The 16,226-nt window shown below is 47.8% G+C and carries 8 protein-coding genes and 1 riboswitch; of the genes, 1 reads left to right on the top strand and 7 read right to left on the bottom strand.

All coding sequences use genetic code 11. From position 1 onward, the window contains the following. Positions 1–20: 20 nt before the first annotated feature. From cobT to AC6H3C_RS23615, 7 genes are all read right to left on the bottom strand, one after another. A complete protein-coding gene (cobT, locus tag AC6H3C_RS23645) occupies positions 21–1,058 on the bottom strand; it encodes a nicotinate-nucleotide--dimethylbenzimidazole phosphoribosyltransferase (RefSeq protein ID WP_497518119.1) in 1,038 nt (345 codons plus the stop codon). 98 nt (positions 1,059–1,156) lie between these two features. Continuing rightward, positions 1,157–1,666 carry a bifunctional adenosylcobinamide kinase/adenosylcobinamide-phosphate guanylyltransferase gene (cobU, locus tag AC6H3C_RS23640; protein ID WP_497518118.1) on the bottom strand — a complete coding sequence of 170 codons (510 nt, stop codon included), beginning with the start codon at positions 1,664–1,666 and terminating at the stop codon, positions 1,157–1,159. Positions 1,667–1,688: 22 nt separating this feature from the next. After that, positions 1,689–2,783, bottom strand: coding sequence for a DUF5074 domain-containing protein (locus AC6H3C_RS23635; protein ID WP_497518117.1), 1,095 nt, complete (start codon positions 2,781–2,783; stop codon positions 1,689–1,691). 12 nt (positions 2,784–2,795) lie between these two features. After that, positions 2,796–4,730, bottom strand: a complete 1,935-nt coding sequence (locus tag AC6H3C_RS23630; RefSeq protein ID WP_497518116.1) for a TonB-dependent receptor — start codon at positions 4,728–4,730, stop codon at positions 2,796–2,798. An 88-nt stretch (positions 4,731–4,818) separates the two neighbouring features. Next, positions 4,819–5,023: riboswitch (cobalamin riboswitch) on the bottom strand. Between the two features lie 76 nt (positions 5,024–5,099). Continuing rightward, on the bottom strand, positions 5,100–5,873 hold the full coding sequence (locus tag AC6H3C_RS23625; protein ID WP_497518115.1) for an NUDIX hydrolase: 774 nt from the start codon (positions 5,871–5,873) through the stop codon (positions 5,100–5,102). A 204-nt stretch (positions 5,874–6,077) separates the two neighbouring features. Next, positions 6,078–10,463 carry a hypothetical protein gene (locus tag AC6H3C_RS23620; RefSeq protein ID WP_497518114.1) on the bottom strand — a complete coding sequence of 1,462 codons (4,386 nt, stop codon included), beginning with the start codon at positions 10,461–10,463 and terminating at the stop codon, positions 6,078–6,080. 34 nt (positions 10,464–10,497) lie between these two features. After that, positions 10,498–15,411, bottom strand: a complete 4,914-nt coding sequence (locus AC6H3C_RS23615) for a hypothetical protein (protein ID WP_497518113.1) — start codon at positions 15,409–15,411, stop codon at positions 10,498–10,500. A 148-nt stretch (positions 15,412–15,559) separates the two neighbouring features. Between AC6H3C_RS23615 and AC6H3C_RS23610 the strand changes: the two genes are divergently transcribed. Beyond that, positions 15,560–16,186 (top strand): RNA polymerase sigma-70 factor, encoded by a 627-nt coding sequence (locus tag AC6H3C_RS23610; protein WP_497518112.1) that lies wholly within the window; start codon positions 15,560–15,562, stop codon positions 16,184–16,186. Positions 16,187–16,226: the final 40 nt, after the last annotated feature.

Raw genomic sequence — 16,226 nt, 5'->3', positions numbered from 1 at the left:
GTTCGGAAAAACTTGTGGACTTATGAACGCACGGACTTTGCACTTTTTTCCTCCTTATTTGAAACCCCGGCATCTTCAAAGCTGGCCATCTCATTGATAAACGTAGCGGCGGCTTTGATTACCGGATAGGCTACAGCCGCACCCGAACCTTCGCCCAGGCGCATGTCAAGGCTCAATACCGGTTTTGCATTCAGGTGTTTCAGCATCAGTCGGTGACCGCGTTCTTCAGACGCGTGACAAAAGATGCAGTTATCGCGGACAGCCGCATCAAACTGAATGGCTGTCAGCGTGGCTGCCGTGGCGATAAAACCGTCGATCAGGATGACCATATCCAGTTTTTTAGCCTCGAGGATAGCCCCCGTCATCATGGCTATTTCCAATCCGCCAAAGGTAGCCAGCGTTTCTTCGGGCGTTTGCGGATCGTACTTTTCCGAAACGGCTTTCAGGATGGCAGTTTTGTGATCCAGTTTTTCACCTTCCATGCCGGCTCCTTTGCCGGTGCATTGTTCAACCGGCAGGTTCATAAACCGGTGCATCAACAACGACGAGGGAGAGGTGTTTCCAATACCCATTTCGCCAAAGGCAATGGTGTTACAACCACCCAGAGCTTCCTGACGGACATAGCCTGCGCCGCGGTTCATGGCCAGGCGGCATTCACTTAAACTCATGGCTGGTTCATTCAGCATATTTTTGGTGCCACGGGCAATTTTTGCATCAATAATCGGGCTTCCTGCCGGAAAATCGAAATCCACACCGGCATCAATCACTTTCAGGGCAATTCCGTTTTGCCGGCAAAAAACGCTGACAGCAGCGCCCCCGGTACAAAAATTCATGGCCATTTGCCAGGTTACCTCTTTCGGATACGGGCTTACACCTTCGTCGGCAATACCATGATCGGCAGCAAAAACCAATAAGCTTGGTTTTTCGAGTTTGGGAGAAAGTGTATTCTGAATCAGGCCCAATTGCAGGGCAATTTCTTCGAGCTGTCCCAAAGCTCCCGCAGGCTTGGTTTTCAGGTCGATTTTACGTTGAAGTTGGTCTGTTAATGAAGTTGTCATTTGAAAAGTATTGAGTCGTAAGTAATAAGTCGTAAGTAGTAAGTCGTAAGTAATAAGTAGCGGGTCGTGATTACTCGTGTCTCGCTACTCGCTACTCATTACTTTATCTTCACCGGGATGCCTGAAACCATCAGGTAAACCGTACCGGCTTGCCGGGCGATCAACTGGTTCATCCGGCCCTGCAAATCGGCAAACTTACGCGCCATTTCATTTTCGGGATGAACGCCCATGCCCAGTTCGTTGGTAACAACGATCAGGTCCATATCCCGGGCGGTAAATTTTATCCATTCGGCTTTGGCCGCCGCCAGGGTTTTTTCAGGCTCATACTGGTGAGCGTGAAAGAAATTGGTCAGCCAAAGCGTAATACAGTCGAGCAACACCGTTTTTCCCGCGAAATCATGCTTCGACAAAACTGTTTCTTCTTCCACGGTTTGCCAGCGTTGGTCGCGGTCGGCCTGGTGCCGTTTTACGCGCATGGCAAAATCTTCGTCCCAAATGCGGGCCGTGGCCAGATACACAGGCCGGTCGCTTTTGCTTTCGGCCATTTGCTGGGCAAAACTGCTTTTGCCAGAGCGGGCTCCACCGGTGACTAAGGTTATTGTTGCCATTTTAGTTGAAAATTAACTTATACTAATCAAGGAAGATAGCCATTGCTGGAGCAGAACCGACCGTTTTTGTTGTTTCCAGTTCACCGTCGGTTGTGTAGATCATCATATCGCCATTTACCGTACTCCCTTTGTTAACAAATACATAAGTTCTGCCGTCAATCGGGTTCACCGAAACACCGTTGATACCGGTCAGGCCGCGAACCAGTGGTTCTGTTTCATAAGTTTTGGATGTTGTATTGAATACCTGGACGCCACCAACCATATTCCAGTTGGCATCGTAACCGGCGGCAATCACATATAACTTAGTATAGTCTTTGCTGAATGACATGACAGAAGCATACGAAGTGCTTACATTATCCAGTTGATACAAGGTCATTGCATCGGTTGTGGTGTTTATATAGCCTAAACCCGTTTCGGTTGAAGGGTCCGACCAGGAGCTAACTAAACTTACATAAAGGTTATTGCTTTTATCTTTCACAAAATAGCTTGATACTGCATCTGTCGTGATATACGAAATTGCTTCTGTTGTCAGGTTCATTACCGCAATCTTTTTAGCGTAGCCCAACGCAATATACAATTTTCCATTCGCAATAGCCAAGCCTTCCGGCCCGCCGGCCAAAGCGATTTTCTTTTCAACAGTTTTGGTAACCACGTTGTATTTAACGATGTAGCTTCCAGGAACGCCATTGGCATAGTCGAACTCGTTGCCCCAGCACGAAATATACAGGTAATTACCATTAGCAACACAATAACGGGGTTTTTCAATGTAAGTGGTTATGGTATCCTGTGCCACAAAAAGCGGGTCAACCACCAACACACGGTCCGGGTTGTTGTTCATCAGGTACAAACGATCTTCGTATTCGTAGATGTACTGCGGGGCCGAACCAATTTTGCTACCTGCGTTTTGTTGTTGGTAGTAGAATGCTGTCAGTTCGTCGTTCTCGTAATCATATTTTGTAATCGAAGAGGTATTCTGTGAGTACCCCCCATAGTTTAGTACATAAGCGCCTTTGGTTAATTCACTTGGATATAATCCATTATCATCATCATCAGAACAGGAGCTAAAAAGAGCTATCGTTAAAAACAAAAAAGGGAGTAATTTGAATAACTTTTTCATGATGTTCATTATTTAGTTTTTGTTAAAATTTAAATCGGTTGAAAGAGTAAAACGGAAGCTACGCCCCCACATGGCATAACCCGGTTGGTTGTAATAAGCCTTGTTTAGCAGGTTATTGATGGCAAAGGTTAGGTTGAATTGGTGGTTATTCAACTTCAGCTTGCGCGACAAGCCGCAGTTCATCAGGAAATAATCGTCCAGCATTTCGCCTTTGGGGTTGAAAATATTGCCCGAGTAATTGGCCAACCGCTCGCCGGTATAGTTACCATCTGCAAAAACACTCCACTTTTCATATAAAACATTCAGAAACGCGTTGCCTATGTGTTTGGGAACATAAACCACCTGACGGCCAATTAAATCAGTGTTTTCATCATCCTTAATTTCAGTTGGGTTAAAGTTGTAATTCAACCGGAGGTTGAAATGAAACTTATCCATAAAAACATCTGTGTTTGAGGATACTTCAACCCCTTTGCTAACAACCCGCGATTTATTGAAGGGTTCCCATCCGCCGCTGGCCGGGGCCCATTCAATCCAATCTTTTACATCCAGATAAAAAGCGTTCAGTTTCAAGTCGGTTTGGAATGCAGTTGTACAAAATTGGTATTGCCACCCCAGTTCATAGTTCATCCCGTCTTCGGGCTTCAAGCCGGGGTTGCCCACAACAGCCCAAAAGCGGTCGTTAAAGGTGGGAATGCGGTAGCTTCGTCCAACACTTCCGGTTAGTTTCATCACCGAAACCTCATCCGAAAACAAGCGATATTCAGCACCCAGCGAAGGCGTAAACGGCACTTCGAAGTTGGTAACAACTTGTTGGCGCAGATTTAGAGTCATTTTAAGCTTGTTCCACGGCATATAAAAGCCCGACAGGTAGAAGTCGGCCTGCTGCTCATAATCAATCACATCTTTATCGTAGGCATACACATTGGGTTTAAGGTAAGTGTATTTGACGCCTGCTTTGTATCCAAATCTCACCCCAAAATCCTGGTTGCCTTCCAGTTCGCCAATCAACCGGTCGGTACCAATTTTCGCACCTTGGTTGGCATTGTATAACTGCATGTCGTGTACATAACCAAAACCAGCCTTGTAGTTGAAGGTATGCTTGCTGTTTTCGTACTCCGACCAAAAACGAATATGCTTGTTATCGAGCATTTCAGGCCGGGCATTATCCGATTTTACCTCATCCATCAGCAACTGAATCTGATGCCAGTCGTGTTCAAGCCACAAGGCGGATTTGAACCATTCTTTATCGTTGACCTTGTAATTCAGTTCCTGAATCAAGCCCATGTTTTCAATCATGGCGCCGCGTTGCGTATAGCGCTTATTGTCGGAGGGGTTAATGAATTTAAAGTCGTTTTTCAACATGAAATAATACAGTCGCGTAACCGACTCGAACTTGCCGTTGCCAACGAACACTTTCGTGCCATACAATTGTTCACCGAAAGAGCCTTCGGAAACAGTTGCTTTAACCCGGGCGCCATCCGTCCAATTGTTGTGCAAGCCTAGGTGGACCGCACCGCCAATGGAGCCCGAACCGTTAACGGCCGATGAACTGCCGTACTGCAATTCAAGTCCGTCAAAAAGGTAAACCGGCACCTTCGACATGTTGGAGTGCCCTAAGGTCAGGGAGTTGATGTTAATACCGCCAAAATTAACCGAGGTATGATCAGGAGCTGTTCCGCGGATGCGAATGGTAGATAAACCCCCAGCATTGGATTTCAGGTAAATAGGGGTAAATCGCATCAATAACTGATCAAGGCTGGTGGCTTGTACAATATCAATTTGGGCGCTTGGTATGGATTCGACTTTTGCCCCTGCCTGGTATTTTTTTACCGTAGCATACGAAGTGACCTCGTGCAACAGGATGGTGTCGGTCACACTTTCTTCCTGGGCAGAGGCGTCATTCAAGAAGAGGAATAAAATTCCTGCAATAATAAAAAACCGTCTCATTTCTTTAAACAGAATATGAGCTTAGGATAAAATTTGTGAAAAATACACGATTAGATTTCACCAGCTTTATTCCCGAAGCTATTGTTCATATAAATTACGGACTTTGGCAGGTCTTCTGGCTCACCTTACTTTCTGATGCCTTCCCGTCAGGCAGCTGCCTGACAGTGGCTGGGGTTCAGAAAGATTATACAAGGTTTACAGCTGCGGGTACAGCTCCGGTTTTACACCGGATTCCCTTTTCATCCGAATCCGGCAGTTGCCGGATCCATAGAACCAAATCCACCGCAAATGTAGAATTTATTTGGAAATACATCCCCGTTTTTGTTATTTATTTGGGAAAAGAATTATAAGAAAAAGAATGTCAGTAGCTTACCAGTCGCCGCTTAATCCGTCCTGCAGGGCCCTGTTGTAATTTTCGATATCAAACGTATATAAATAAGGAGATTTATGAGCCACACCCAGTCGTCGTTCGGGCAGTCTTTTGAGGATTTTATAACTTAATACTTTTCGTTGAAAATTCCGGCGGTCCAGTTCCTTGCCCAAAATGGTTTCGTACAGCTTTTGTAATTCAGGCATGGTAAATTTCCCGGGCAGCAGGTTGTAGCCGATTGGCTGGTAGCGAAGCTGGAGTCGCATGGCTACGAGCGCTTTTTCAAGAATCTGCCGGTGGTCCATCATCAGCGAACCAAGCTGGTCGATATTGTGCCATTCACAGTGGTCTGAGAAAACATCCGGTTGAGGTTCTACTTTGGAGAATTCCACCAGCGCATAAAAACCAACCGATAAAAACCGTTGATAAAGCCATTCGTAATTTTTCAGGCTGATGCCGGCTTTTTCCAGTTTATCTTGTTTCAGAGCCGGATTAGCCCGGGTGGGATCACTGAATACATGAAACTGGCTCAGGAAAATCTCACTCAGTCCGGTACGTTCCTGTAATACACGCGCAGCTGCCTGTTCAAGTGTTTCATTTTTAGCCACGAAACCTCCGGGCAAGCTCCACTCATCAATCATTCTTGATTTTAAAAGAAGGACCTTCAGTTGGTTATCATGAAATCCGAACACAACACAGTCAACCGACACGTGTGGCAGGTAATCCGCTTCCAGTGTTTCGAAATTTATTCCTATTGGTTTAGTTTTGCTCACGTCACAAAAATTTGTCTGTAAAATTATATAATTTCTTTTGACATTACCCAAGGGCATACGAATACCGATCTCCTTTTTATGCTTAACGCGGGGCCAGTGGATTCGTCTGTACCATCAACAAAAATCCGATGCGTGAGATTTCTTTCACACATCGGATTTTAATGTTTTAAGGATCGAATACCGGTTGCTAATGAAACAATCTTTTTATTTCTCCCGGGCGTTAATATTAAATACATCGGCATAAATCAGGCGGTCGGTTTCTTCCGACTGTTCCAACCGGTTCTGGTACGCGGCAGGCAGGCCGCCTATTTTGTTCGGGCCACGCTCGTATTCTTCAATAACGATCTGGAAGGCTTCTGTTTTATACTTTCTCGGTAAATTAAACTCGCGGCTGATGCTAAACCGGTTGTTTTCGATGATCCGGGCGTTGATCGGGATTTCAACACCCTCCTCGTTCAGGTCCTTGTCGTTGGTGCCGTCGCTTACCGTGCCAAAGATTGGCTGGGCAATCCGCGAATCCTGAAAGCTGATACGCAGGAAGTTATAGTTTCCGTACTTGGCCAGGCGGTCGTTGTAAATCGGCCCTTCAACCGTTACCGTGAATTTCGAGTTGAGGTCGTCGCGCTTAAACCGGATGGTGGTTTGCCGGTCGGGCATCAACTGGATAAAATGTCCCATCACAACCGGTGAAAGGCAAACATCCTCATTGTCTTTCCTCACCGAATAGGGTTGGTAACGCGCCAGGGCAAGTTTTACAAAGGGGAAATACATGTTGCCGGGATTGATACTGAGATCGCAGAACCAGCTTTGGCGGTCCTCGTCAAAGTGAACCGGGTAGGCTACGGCTTTTGCCTTGGCATTCCGGTCGGGGTATTGGAGGTCATCATCAATCACGGGGTTCATGCGGAAATCCTGGTCAGCTGGTGAAAAACCTGCAGGTTGCACGGAATACAGGATTGGATCGATCCCCCAGTTGGTGTAATAGTCGGAATAGCCCGGGGCTCGCATGGCTAACATGCCGGTGTTGATTGTCCGGTCGGGCAGGATGACAGCTAACATTTCATCATCGCCGGTAGAATACCAGGGCCGTTTCAGGAAAATACGCAGTCCGCCGCCCACCCGTTGATGGCGCACGGCATCGGCTGTTTGGGTTTTCCGCCATTCGAAGGTCGGGATGATGTAATCGATTTCCGGGGCTTTTGGCCGCGCGGTGCTGGGAATGTTTACCCGTTCCATCCAACTGCTTTCCCGGGTGGTTGAGAGCTCGGGGTTGGATGCCAGTATTTTATCAAAATACTCGCGGTAGCGCGATGCGGCTACCAGACGGTAATCTACCCAGCGGTGTTTGGTGTCGCTAAACTGCTGTTCAAGCGCTTTGATTCGGAACATCATTTGTTTGACAAAGCTGAACTTGTATTCCTGTACATCAAACTTCACCTGGTTAACCAGGGTCTTAGGCGCTGCTTGCTTCTCCACTTCAAATTTTTGGTACGAAACGGTCTGCGTTTTATACAGGTTGTTTAAGCGCACGGCGCCTGGTTGCGGGTCCCGCTCAAAATCGGCCTTCGTACGCATTTCAAATTTTTTGATTGGCGCTACCTGCAGGTTTTGCACTTGTGGCCTGACCAGAACTTCGGGGGCCGGAATGGTTCCTTTCGTAATAATTTCGTCCTGATAGTTTACCAGCACATCGGAAATGCTGTTGGTTCCCTGCCGTTCTTTTATTTTTACCGAGATTCCATCATCGATAGGTTCAGTCCAGCGCGACTGCAATTCTACTTTTTCGGTGCTTTCGCCATGTATTTTGAATCGGATGTTGATGTCGGCTGTGGTGTCCGAAAAATCGCGGTTGGGCAATAAATTTTGAATGACCGGTTCTTCCAGGGGTTGCTGCAGAGCGTGTACCAGTTCCATTTCGCGCGAAGGGCTAACCATCCAGTGCTGGCCGCTGAAAGCCAGCTTTTCCAGCTCAGCCTGGTTCCCCGGCGAAGCTTTTTTGACCATTTCCCAGATGGCCGAAAGTTGCTTCAAATCTTTTTCCCTCCAAAATGTGCTGAATTTAATCCGGGTACGCAATCCTTTGGGAAGATAAATGGTCAGTTGCCTTTGGCCGGCATTCCATTTGGCCTCTGTCGGGCCCTCTTCGAGTCGGATGCGCAGGTGTTTTGCATGGTACCAGTCTTCGGGTTTGTCAACCGAGTTGGTTTGGTTCGGTGTCAGTTCATCATTCGAAAAGAAACTGAACATACGCGGGCTGAATTCCTGCGTATGGGTAGTTTCGCAATCTTCTGCCAGAAATAATGCCACACCGGCGGCCATTGGGTCGGGCAGGTAAATAATCTCAACTTCTGAAGGTTTGTAAATTTTTTCCTTGTTTTTTTCGTCTTGCTGATATAGGCCTTCGTGTGACGTAATGATCTGGTAAATCTCTTTTGCCAAATCCGGGTTGCCGAAGGCTTTTTCGAACATCCCGTGTGTTTCGGCTATTTGTTGGCTGTTTTTGGGTGGCAATAGGTAGCGCAACGAATGATCGTCCAGTTTTTTCCCGTCAACCGGGTGGCTGTTTTCGTATTCGCCAACCGATTGATCGTAGTTTGACCGGATAACCATGCTTTCCAGAAATTCGCCGTCTTTTAGTTCGTTACCCACCAGCACGATGGGGCTGGCCAGCGGTTCGTAACGCATATAACGGATGTTGGACCGGATGGTTTCTCCTGGAGCTTCGGGTTGGCTCAGCAAGGGGACGCTGTTTCCGGCCAGGTCGACCGCCCGGATGCGTACGCGGTAGTCTTTGCCAAAGCGGAGTTTCGGCAGTGTACCTGCAACAATTTTTGAATGGGCATTGATGCGGAAATCCAGGTCCGGGTCGAAGGCATATTTTTGCGCCTCCTGTGTTTTCGACTTGTAAACAAAGTCTTTCTTTTGGGTTTCGCCCTCCTGCAACTCGTAATCTTCAGAATCGTTGATGGCATAGCCGGGTTTTCGGACAGAAAGGCTCCAGCCTTCCCAGCGTGCGAGGGTTTCCGAAACAAACACATCGTCGGGGTTTTCCGGGTCTTCGGCAAGACCAAGTTGGATGCAGCCTTCATCCGGCTGAATGCCTTCAATCGGGTGCGGATTGTTTTGTTCGTCGTACCAAACGTATTCATCCTGCCGCTGGTGTAGCGAATGCCATTTATTTGGATCGTCATCGTAAGCAATGTCCATTTGGTATCCCTGGATGACATCGTCTGAATAAAGAACTTTAACCGGCGCTTTCACCTTCAATTGGATGGTTTGAGGGACAACGCCCTGAATCTGCATTTTAGGCTGCATCTGCATGATCTGGGGAGAAGCGCTGACGAAGGATTGTTTGATCTGAATGTTATTTTGCACCCGCGTAAACAAGTGCTCTGCCATCCCGTTTTTGGTAATGGCAATGCCTGCCGAGCGCATAAAGGGGAGCCCTTCATCCTTTGGCGGTTCAACTTCTTCCATTTCTTTGACTTTCAGCATGGCGCTGACCGACAGGTTGGCCCGTATCTCGTAAAAACGGGCAATTTCCTGGACCTTGTTTTCGGCCATGTTCGATGTTTTCAGCGCTGTGCCGTCGGCGTCAACCTGCACCACCGCAAAGTTGTCGGTGTTAATTTTTACAAATCCCTGTTTGAAGATGGAGTCGTTTTTGTCGCCAATGTAAAACCCCGGGTTGGTAATCTCGTAGGCTGTTGCCGGGATAGAAACAGTGGTTCCCTCTTCATCGAAAACCAATCCTTCGGGAACCAGTTGGATGGTTCCTTTGTTCGGGATGGATGCGTTGTAAGGGATGACGAAGTCGAGCACAATGCCCAGTTTTCGCATGATTTGCGGGTAACTGGTGATGGTAGACAAAATATCGTGGAATTCGAAGCTTGGCTTTTTCAGCTGGATTTGCAGTTTCGGCCCTACCTGCCTGTCTACCTTATGAAACTGGCGTAGTTGGGTGAAGTCGTTTTTCGGATCCATCTGCTTCTCAAAACGTTTAAATTTGTTTTGTTGAATCGTGGCCCGCAACTGCCTGTCGGTGTCCACCTGCTTCATCATCAGGCTCTGTGCCTTCAGGGCGCCTGTGCGCCTGGGCTGGTTTACCTGTTGGATGGTCTGCGGGTTGAGTTTGATCCGCGAAATAGCGCCCAGGTTCAATTCATCGACAAATTTTTCGGGGGTAACCTTTTGCGTGGGATTGATCACGGCTTCCTGCATGTAGGTTTTCAGGATAAAATCCTGCACATGCTTCATCGGGAAGGAATAAATTTTTCGGGTAGAGAGATTTTCTTCCTCTTTGAAATCATCCACTTTGATGTCTTTGTGGAAAATAACCTGATACAGTTCCGGATCCAGTTGGTCTGCCAATAGTTGGGCATCGAGCAAGGCGCCGTTTTGCAGCCGAAACTTAAACCCCGCATTCAGCGCTTTTTGAGGCCAGGCCATAATGTCTTCAAACTCGCCGAGCGTCGTGTCGTGCGGTGTACTTAGTTTGACGGAAACGAAAACCGAAAGTTTGAGCATGTCTTCACCGTTGACCTTGGTTCGCTGGTGCGGCAACGTGGTAAATATGATTTCCTGTGGCATATCTTTGTTTTTTCGAAATTCAACATGTATCAAATTAACTGGCGAAAGCCAGGCAGTATTCCTGCCAGTCGTCCTGGTCAATCATTTCAATAAACTTCGGATCGGCATCGGCGCCTTTCAGTTCGCGACGAACAGTCACCGAAACGGTTTTGCTGAAGAACAGGACTTCTACTTTCACTTTCAGGGTGGCAATGCCTTCCAGTTTCTCCACTTTGTCGCCCTTGAACACGGCGGTAAAAGCCAGGTAGAACTCTAACGAAACCTTGATCAATCCAAGTATGGATAAATGTCCGTTGATGCGCAGGTATCCGGTGAGTGTTGTTAAACCGATTTCTTCGGTTTCGCCGTTTACTTCCTGCATCACCAGTTCAAATTTGAAGTAGAAGCCGCCCATGGCCGAAACGCCACCGGAAGCCACTCCCACGTTCAGCGACATGGCTGCTCCAAATTCGAAGGCCGCTTCGATTGACTGCAAACCGCGCAGGGTGGTGACCATCATGAAGAAACCGCCGCCGCCGAAACAGGAGACGGTTAACAGGAACGGGTTCTCACGTGTACAGAAATTGAAGCCCATCGTGAGCGGCGCGCCGGTAAACGGCAGGGTAACCCGCGCACCCAGGCTCATATTCGAAATCATACAAATACCCACTTCCACGTTGGGAATGCTGATGTTGAAGCCGGCAGTAACCTGGGTCGGTTTCAGCTCGATAAAGGGGCCGTCGTCCGAAAAACCGCCGCTGGGGATAATGCTTTGCAGGTTGTTGACAAAACTCAGCGCACCTTTAAATTCGATGGGTTTGTCTTTATCGATATCGACTTTTACATCGGTTTTTTGCGACGACCCGGTTTTGAATTCCAGGAAATTAAAATTAACAGCCAGCAAGGGTACCAGGTCGATCCCGAATTTTTCGAAACGGGCCGAACCGTTAACCTTGGCGGGTTTGGATGCATCGAAGGGTTTTTCGAACTTGGTGGTGATGGTGAGCGCCTTATTCCGGTCGGCCACATTCACCTGCAACACATCCTCAATAATGACAATCGGGCTGTTTTTGAATTCGGGTTGCCATTTGTACTCGGCATAAAAAGCATCGTTGGTCACATAGGTCTTCAGGTTTGGTATTTTGGGCATGTTCCCGTTCAGGGCATTCAGCAGTTCCGTTACCTTGTTTTTTATTTGTTGCTGAAGGTCCTGTATTTGGCTGTCCACATTTTCTTTGGTCTCGCGGGCCAGGTTTTCCAGGTAGAGGATTTGATTTTTGAAGTCCTCAATTTGTTGTTTGGTGGAGTTGATGGTATTGATCAAGCCATCGAAAGCCCCGCCCAGGTCAAGGTCGCCCAACAGGTCAAATATTTTGATGACGCCAAAAATTTTGGCAGCAGGGAAGCTGTCCAGCGCTTTAAAAAACTTCTCCGGCAGGAAGTTCAGGTCTTTGATATCGTCGATGGCCCCGCCAACTGGTCCCTGCAATTTGCTGAGGGCCGTAATCTCGATGTTTGGGGAGAGGAATCCGCCCGATTTGCCCGAATCGCCCGAGAAGTCGAGCAGAGCGCCAGCCACGCGGGCAAATACCATCCCGCCGTTTTTGTCATCTTCCAGCCCGATCCCGGTGAGCTTGCGTACCCCGGTCATTTCATCCACCTGCTTGAGGTAAACCTTAGCCTCCTGCATTTTCGGGTGAAACTTAATGTCGGAAACGCCGCTTGCCGCGTAGGTCTGGGCACCGAAAGCCATGAGGTCGGTTTCAAGCGTGGTGTCGCCATCCACCAGACTTTCGGCATAAGCAATCTCCTGTCCGGCAAAACTGACTTCGTTATAGGTTTTGTTCGGATTGTATTGATTAATGACTTGCTGCATCAGGTTGATGTTGCGGGCTACCCGGTTTTCCAAAAAGGCCAGGGGCATACGTATTTGCTGTTCAGCGCCTTCTTTATCTGTCACAACCAGGTCAAACGGGAACCCTTTATTACCAACATTGATGTAGAAGTTGTAACTGGTGTTGGCGCTTCCTCCGAAACGGTTGGCGAAATTTAAAATCTTTACCGCACCGCCGGCAGGAGGCACATTGATAATGGTTGAATCAGCCGGGTTATCAATATCGGGCGTTTTGGTCGTATTGACCCGAACCGCCTGGAACGGGAATTCAATGAATTTTCCCTGCGGGTCGGTGCGCGAGTACAGCACTTCTTTTTCAAGAATGACAATATACATGCGCTGCCGGTTAACCGCCGATTTCGTGGGCTGATGAAATTTACGCTCGGTCACTTTTACCAGGGCAGCCCGGTGTCCGAAGGGGAACAGGTAACCTTCGCGCACCACTTTTACATAGTGGTCGCGGCCCAGTGTGGCGAAATGTTCCCATTCAATAATACTAAGCACATCGTCGGCCGGCGAAGGAACATCAAAAAAAGCATGCCAGTCGAGGTAAGCGCCCAGGCTGGTCAGCATCAGATTTTTTACCGGCACTGCTTTGGGCGAGTAGCCGGGGATGGCGTAGTTGGAGGTGGTGTGAACCAAAATGTGCCGGTCGCTGGCATCGAGCGAAGCCATGAACGGTTCGCCGAGTGGCGGGGCTGTTTCATATTTTTCGTTGGCTTCGTCGGCCCACAAGGCGCGAATGGTTTTGAAGTCGCCAAGTGACCGGCTTACTTTTCCTCCGTTCAGCCGTACCCCCAGGGTGGTGTGCCAAAGTTCGGCGACCTGTCCTTTCGTGGTCGACAGTGGATCGAGTACCCGGAATTCGGTTGACATGATTTGCCGGTCCTGGCTCACCAGTTTCATTTCGGCGGTATCCCTGAACTGCAATTCCTTTTGGTGAAAGAAGTCGTTGGTTTGGTTCGGGGAAATATACATCAGCGTAGGGGCCTCAATGGAGGTATCAAATTCGGGGACAGGTCCTACTTTCAGGCTGACATTCTTTAGGGTCTCCACGTTGAAGGCCGGGCGGACTGTTTGCATATCGGCGGGTTGCAGTACCTTCGAGAGCTGGTCTTCCTGGTAAACCATCCGCTGACCTGCTTTCACTTTTGAACTTTCCACCATTCTGATGGCATAATCTTTCGATTGAGTATCCAGGTACTTGCTGCTTGTAGGTGTTTTGACGGCCTCGGTTCTTCCGGTTAAGAAGACCGGTGTTTTCAGACGGCTAATCTGTGGAATTTTTATCCAGGCCCTTGGGTTCACCCGTAATTTAAATTTCGACCAGTCCAGCAGTTCGCTCATGGTCAGCGGGAAACCTCCGTGTCCGGCCGGTAGTTCGTAAACCAGGCGGCTGCGACGTGCCCGTAAATGTTTTGCGGGTAAAACTACTTCGGTGTTGGTTCCTGTTCCGGGTATTTGGTTCGACTCGAAAAAGGCTTCTTCGAGGGTGTGCTGGCTGGTAAAATAAATAATAACCACGCCGTTTTTCTTCGCGTCATCCAATTCGAGGAAAGGGGCTTGCCCGCGGTTGGTGTAGTTGAAGTTGTGAAATTCAAACTCCAGCAGAATCATATCTTCCGGCCGCAGCACCCTGACTGTCAATGCCCGTTTGGGACGAAACCGGATCTTGTTTACCTGGATATCCAATTGCGGCTGGTTGGTTATTTGCGGACGGACAGGTTCCTGGGGAACCGTGGTCATATTACCGGTTGGTTGGGTCGTGGTTGGAGTGCTTGCAGGCTCCTGTTTTTCTTCGTTTTTCGTATCGGTGGTTGTGGCTGGTACCGTCACCCGTTGACGGGCGGGTGTTGTCACTCTTTTTACCGGCTCTTGCGAATTGATGCGGATGGACGGTGAATCGGCATAGACCGAGCCCAGGCTGGTTCCGTCGGGAAGATGTGCTTTAAACGCGTGAAGCCTTGGCTCAAGAACTTCGCCGTATAGTTGATTTCCGGCGCCGAAAGCTTCAAAATCGGGCATTTCGCGCGATGGTTCAAACTTGAATGCCCCCAGTTGGTTGCTTAGCCATTGCCCGCTTTTGGGCAGGCTGGCCGAAAAGTAAATCTTTGGGCTGGCATCTTTTAAATACTCGGCAAAGAAAAAATATTTATCAAAGGTGAAATTTCCTTCCTGAAAGCCATGAGAAACTAAGCTTAAACAGCCTTTTTTTTCAGAAACCCACATCAGGGGTTCATCTCCGATGAACAGGTGCAGTGTTGGCTTATCGGTTGCTGACAGTTGCATATCCTTTTCCGAATTCAGCGTTGAGACCAGTCGTTCCCATGCGGCAAATTCATCAAACCGAAGCAATGTGCCCCGCTTAAGAGGTTGTCCGGGGAATGAGTTTTCGCCGGACTCAGCCGGGATCAGACTCAGGTGGCTGGTTTGCAGCTGCTGCGACTGATAGGTGAAGGAAACTGCCTGATTGCCTTCGAGATCAAGTTTCCATTGATGGTTTATTCGCAGGTGAAAATTACCGGAGATTGTTACTTCGTCGTCATGGTTTATTCGTGCCGCTGTTTTATTCAGTACCGTATCGGTATAAATAGTTGCATGCCCGTCGAGCCAGTGTAACAAATCGAGCGTGGTACTCAGGTTCAGTTCCGGGACACGGAGTTTCATCAGCCAGCAACCATGCTCAAAGTAAATTTCGGCCTGCACGGAGAGTTCCAGCGTGGTGTTGATGTATGTTAAACCGGAAGCTTCAATAAAGTAATGGTCATCCTGTTGCCGGAAACTTGTTGAAAATCCGGCTTCGAAAATGCGGTCGGAAATTTCCCATGCCAGCTGGTTGTTCCTGTAAAACAACAGGTTTTGCTTTCGTTGTTTGATTTCAAACGCATCTTTCGACAGCAATTTGATTGAATCGACCAGCGGGTTCCAGGCCAGGGCGCCAAGCCCAAGCGCCTTCATAAACTTTCGCCTGCCGGGAGAAGAGGGGATTGTTTTTTCGTTGCAGAGCAAATGCTCCCTACTTTTTTTTAGGTTGAGGTACTGAAAATGCATGACTCCGGCGTTTAGAATTTTCATACAAGTTACCATGTTCAGATTAAAAATAAAATAGGTTGAATAGCTTTTAATAGCCTGTTTTAATTGTATTTATGGAACGGAAGGGTAGATTATTTGAATTTTCGGCAATTAGCGGCCCCGGCAAAAAATAAAACTGTCTGCACCTGGAATGGCGGGAAATACTTATATTGTTTCCTATTTTGTAATCTTTTCCTGGCCAATGGGTAATTTAACCGATACTAAATTGAAAGAACTTGTCCTCTTCGAAAAAATGAAAGAAGGGCAGAGTCGGGCTTTTGAGTATTTTTTTGAACGGTATTACCAGGGACTTTGTGTATATGCCATCAAGATTGTAGGCTCGGAGTCGGTTTCAAAAGATATTGTTCAGGATTTTTTTGTCCGGCTGTGGGAGAACCGGAAAAACATTGAAATTGGGCTTAGTGTAAAATCATATTTTATCCGGTCGGTCCATAACCGCTGTCTCGACCACCTGTCTTACCAGAATATACGCATGGCCTATGCCGATAAGCAGTTGTCGATCCTTTCTGAAGTTGATTTGGCGGAGTTTCCGTTGCTCGACCAGGAATTAAAACAACGGATTGACGATGAAATCAAACGGCTGCCTGATGGAATCAGAGAAACATTTATTCTCAGCCGTTTTACCGGTTTAAGTTACCAGCAAATTGCCGATCAGGAGAATATTTCGGTCAAAACGGTGGAATACCGGATCAGTAAGGCACTTACCTCACTTCGGCACGGCCTCAGCGATTATTTATATTTAAGTAGCCGGTTCTAAAATAATTTTTTCTGCTTTTTCATTAGGGGCAGCATTCAGT

Source organism: Gaoshiqia sp. US2 (assembly GCF_059705485.1).
This window is presented reverse-complemented; position numbering and strand designations above follow the sequence as displayed.

Excerpts from the sequence above, each read along its gene's own strand:
- cobT (WP_497518119.1), bottom strand. The coding sequence starts at position 1,058 with ATGACAACTTCATTAACAGACCAACTTCAACGTAAAATCGACCTGAAA.
- AC6H3C_RS23620 (WP_497518114.1), bottom strand. The coding sequence starts at position 10,463 with ATGCCACAGGAAATCATATTTACCACGTTGCCGCACCAGCGAACCAAG.
- cobU (WP_497518118.1), bottom strand. The coding sequence starts at position 1,666 with ATGGCAACAATAACCTTAGTCACCGGTGGAGCCCGCTCTGGCAAAAGC.
- AC6H3C_RS23635 (WP_497518117.1), bottom strand. The coding sequence starts at position 2,783 with ATGAAAAAGTTATTCAAATTACTCCCTTTTTTGTTTTTAACGATAGCT.
- AC6H3C_RS23615 (WP_497518113.1), bottom strand. The coding sequence starts at position 15,411 with ATGAAAATTCTAAACGCCGGAGTCATGCATTTTCAGTACCTCAACCTA.
- AC6H3C_RS23630 (WP_497518116.1), bottom strand. The coding sequence starts at position 4,730 with ATGAGACGGTTTTTTATTATTGCAGGAATTTTATTCCTCTTCTTGAAT.
- AC6H3C_RS23610 (WP_497518112.1), top strand. The coding sequence starts at position 15,560 with ATGGCGGGAAATACTTATATTGTTTCCTATTTTGTAATCTTTTCCTGG.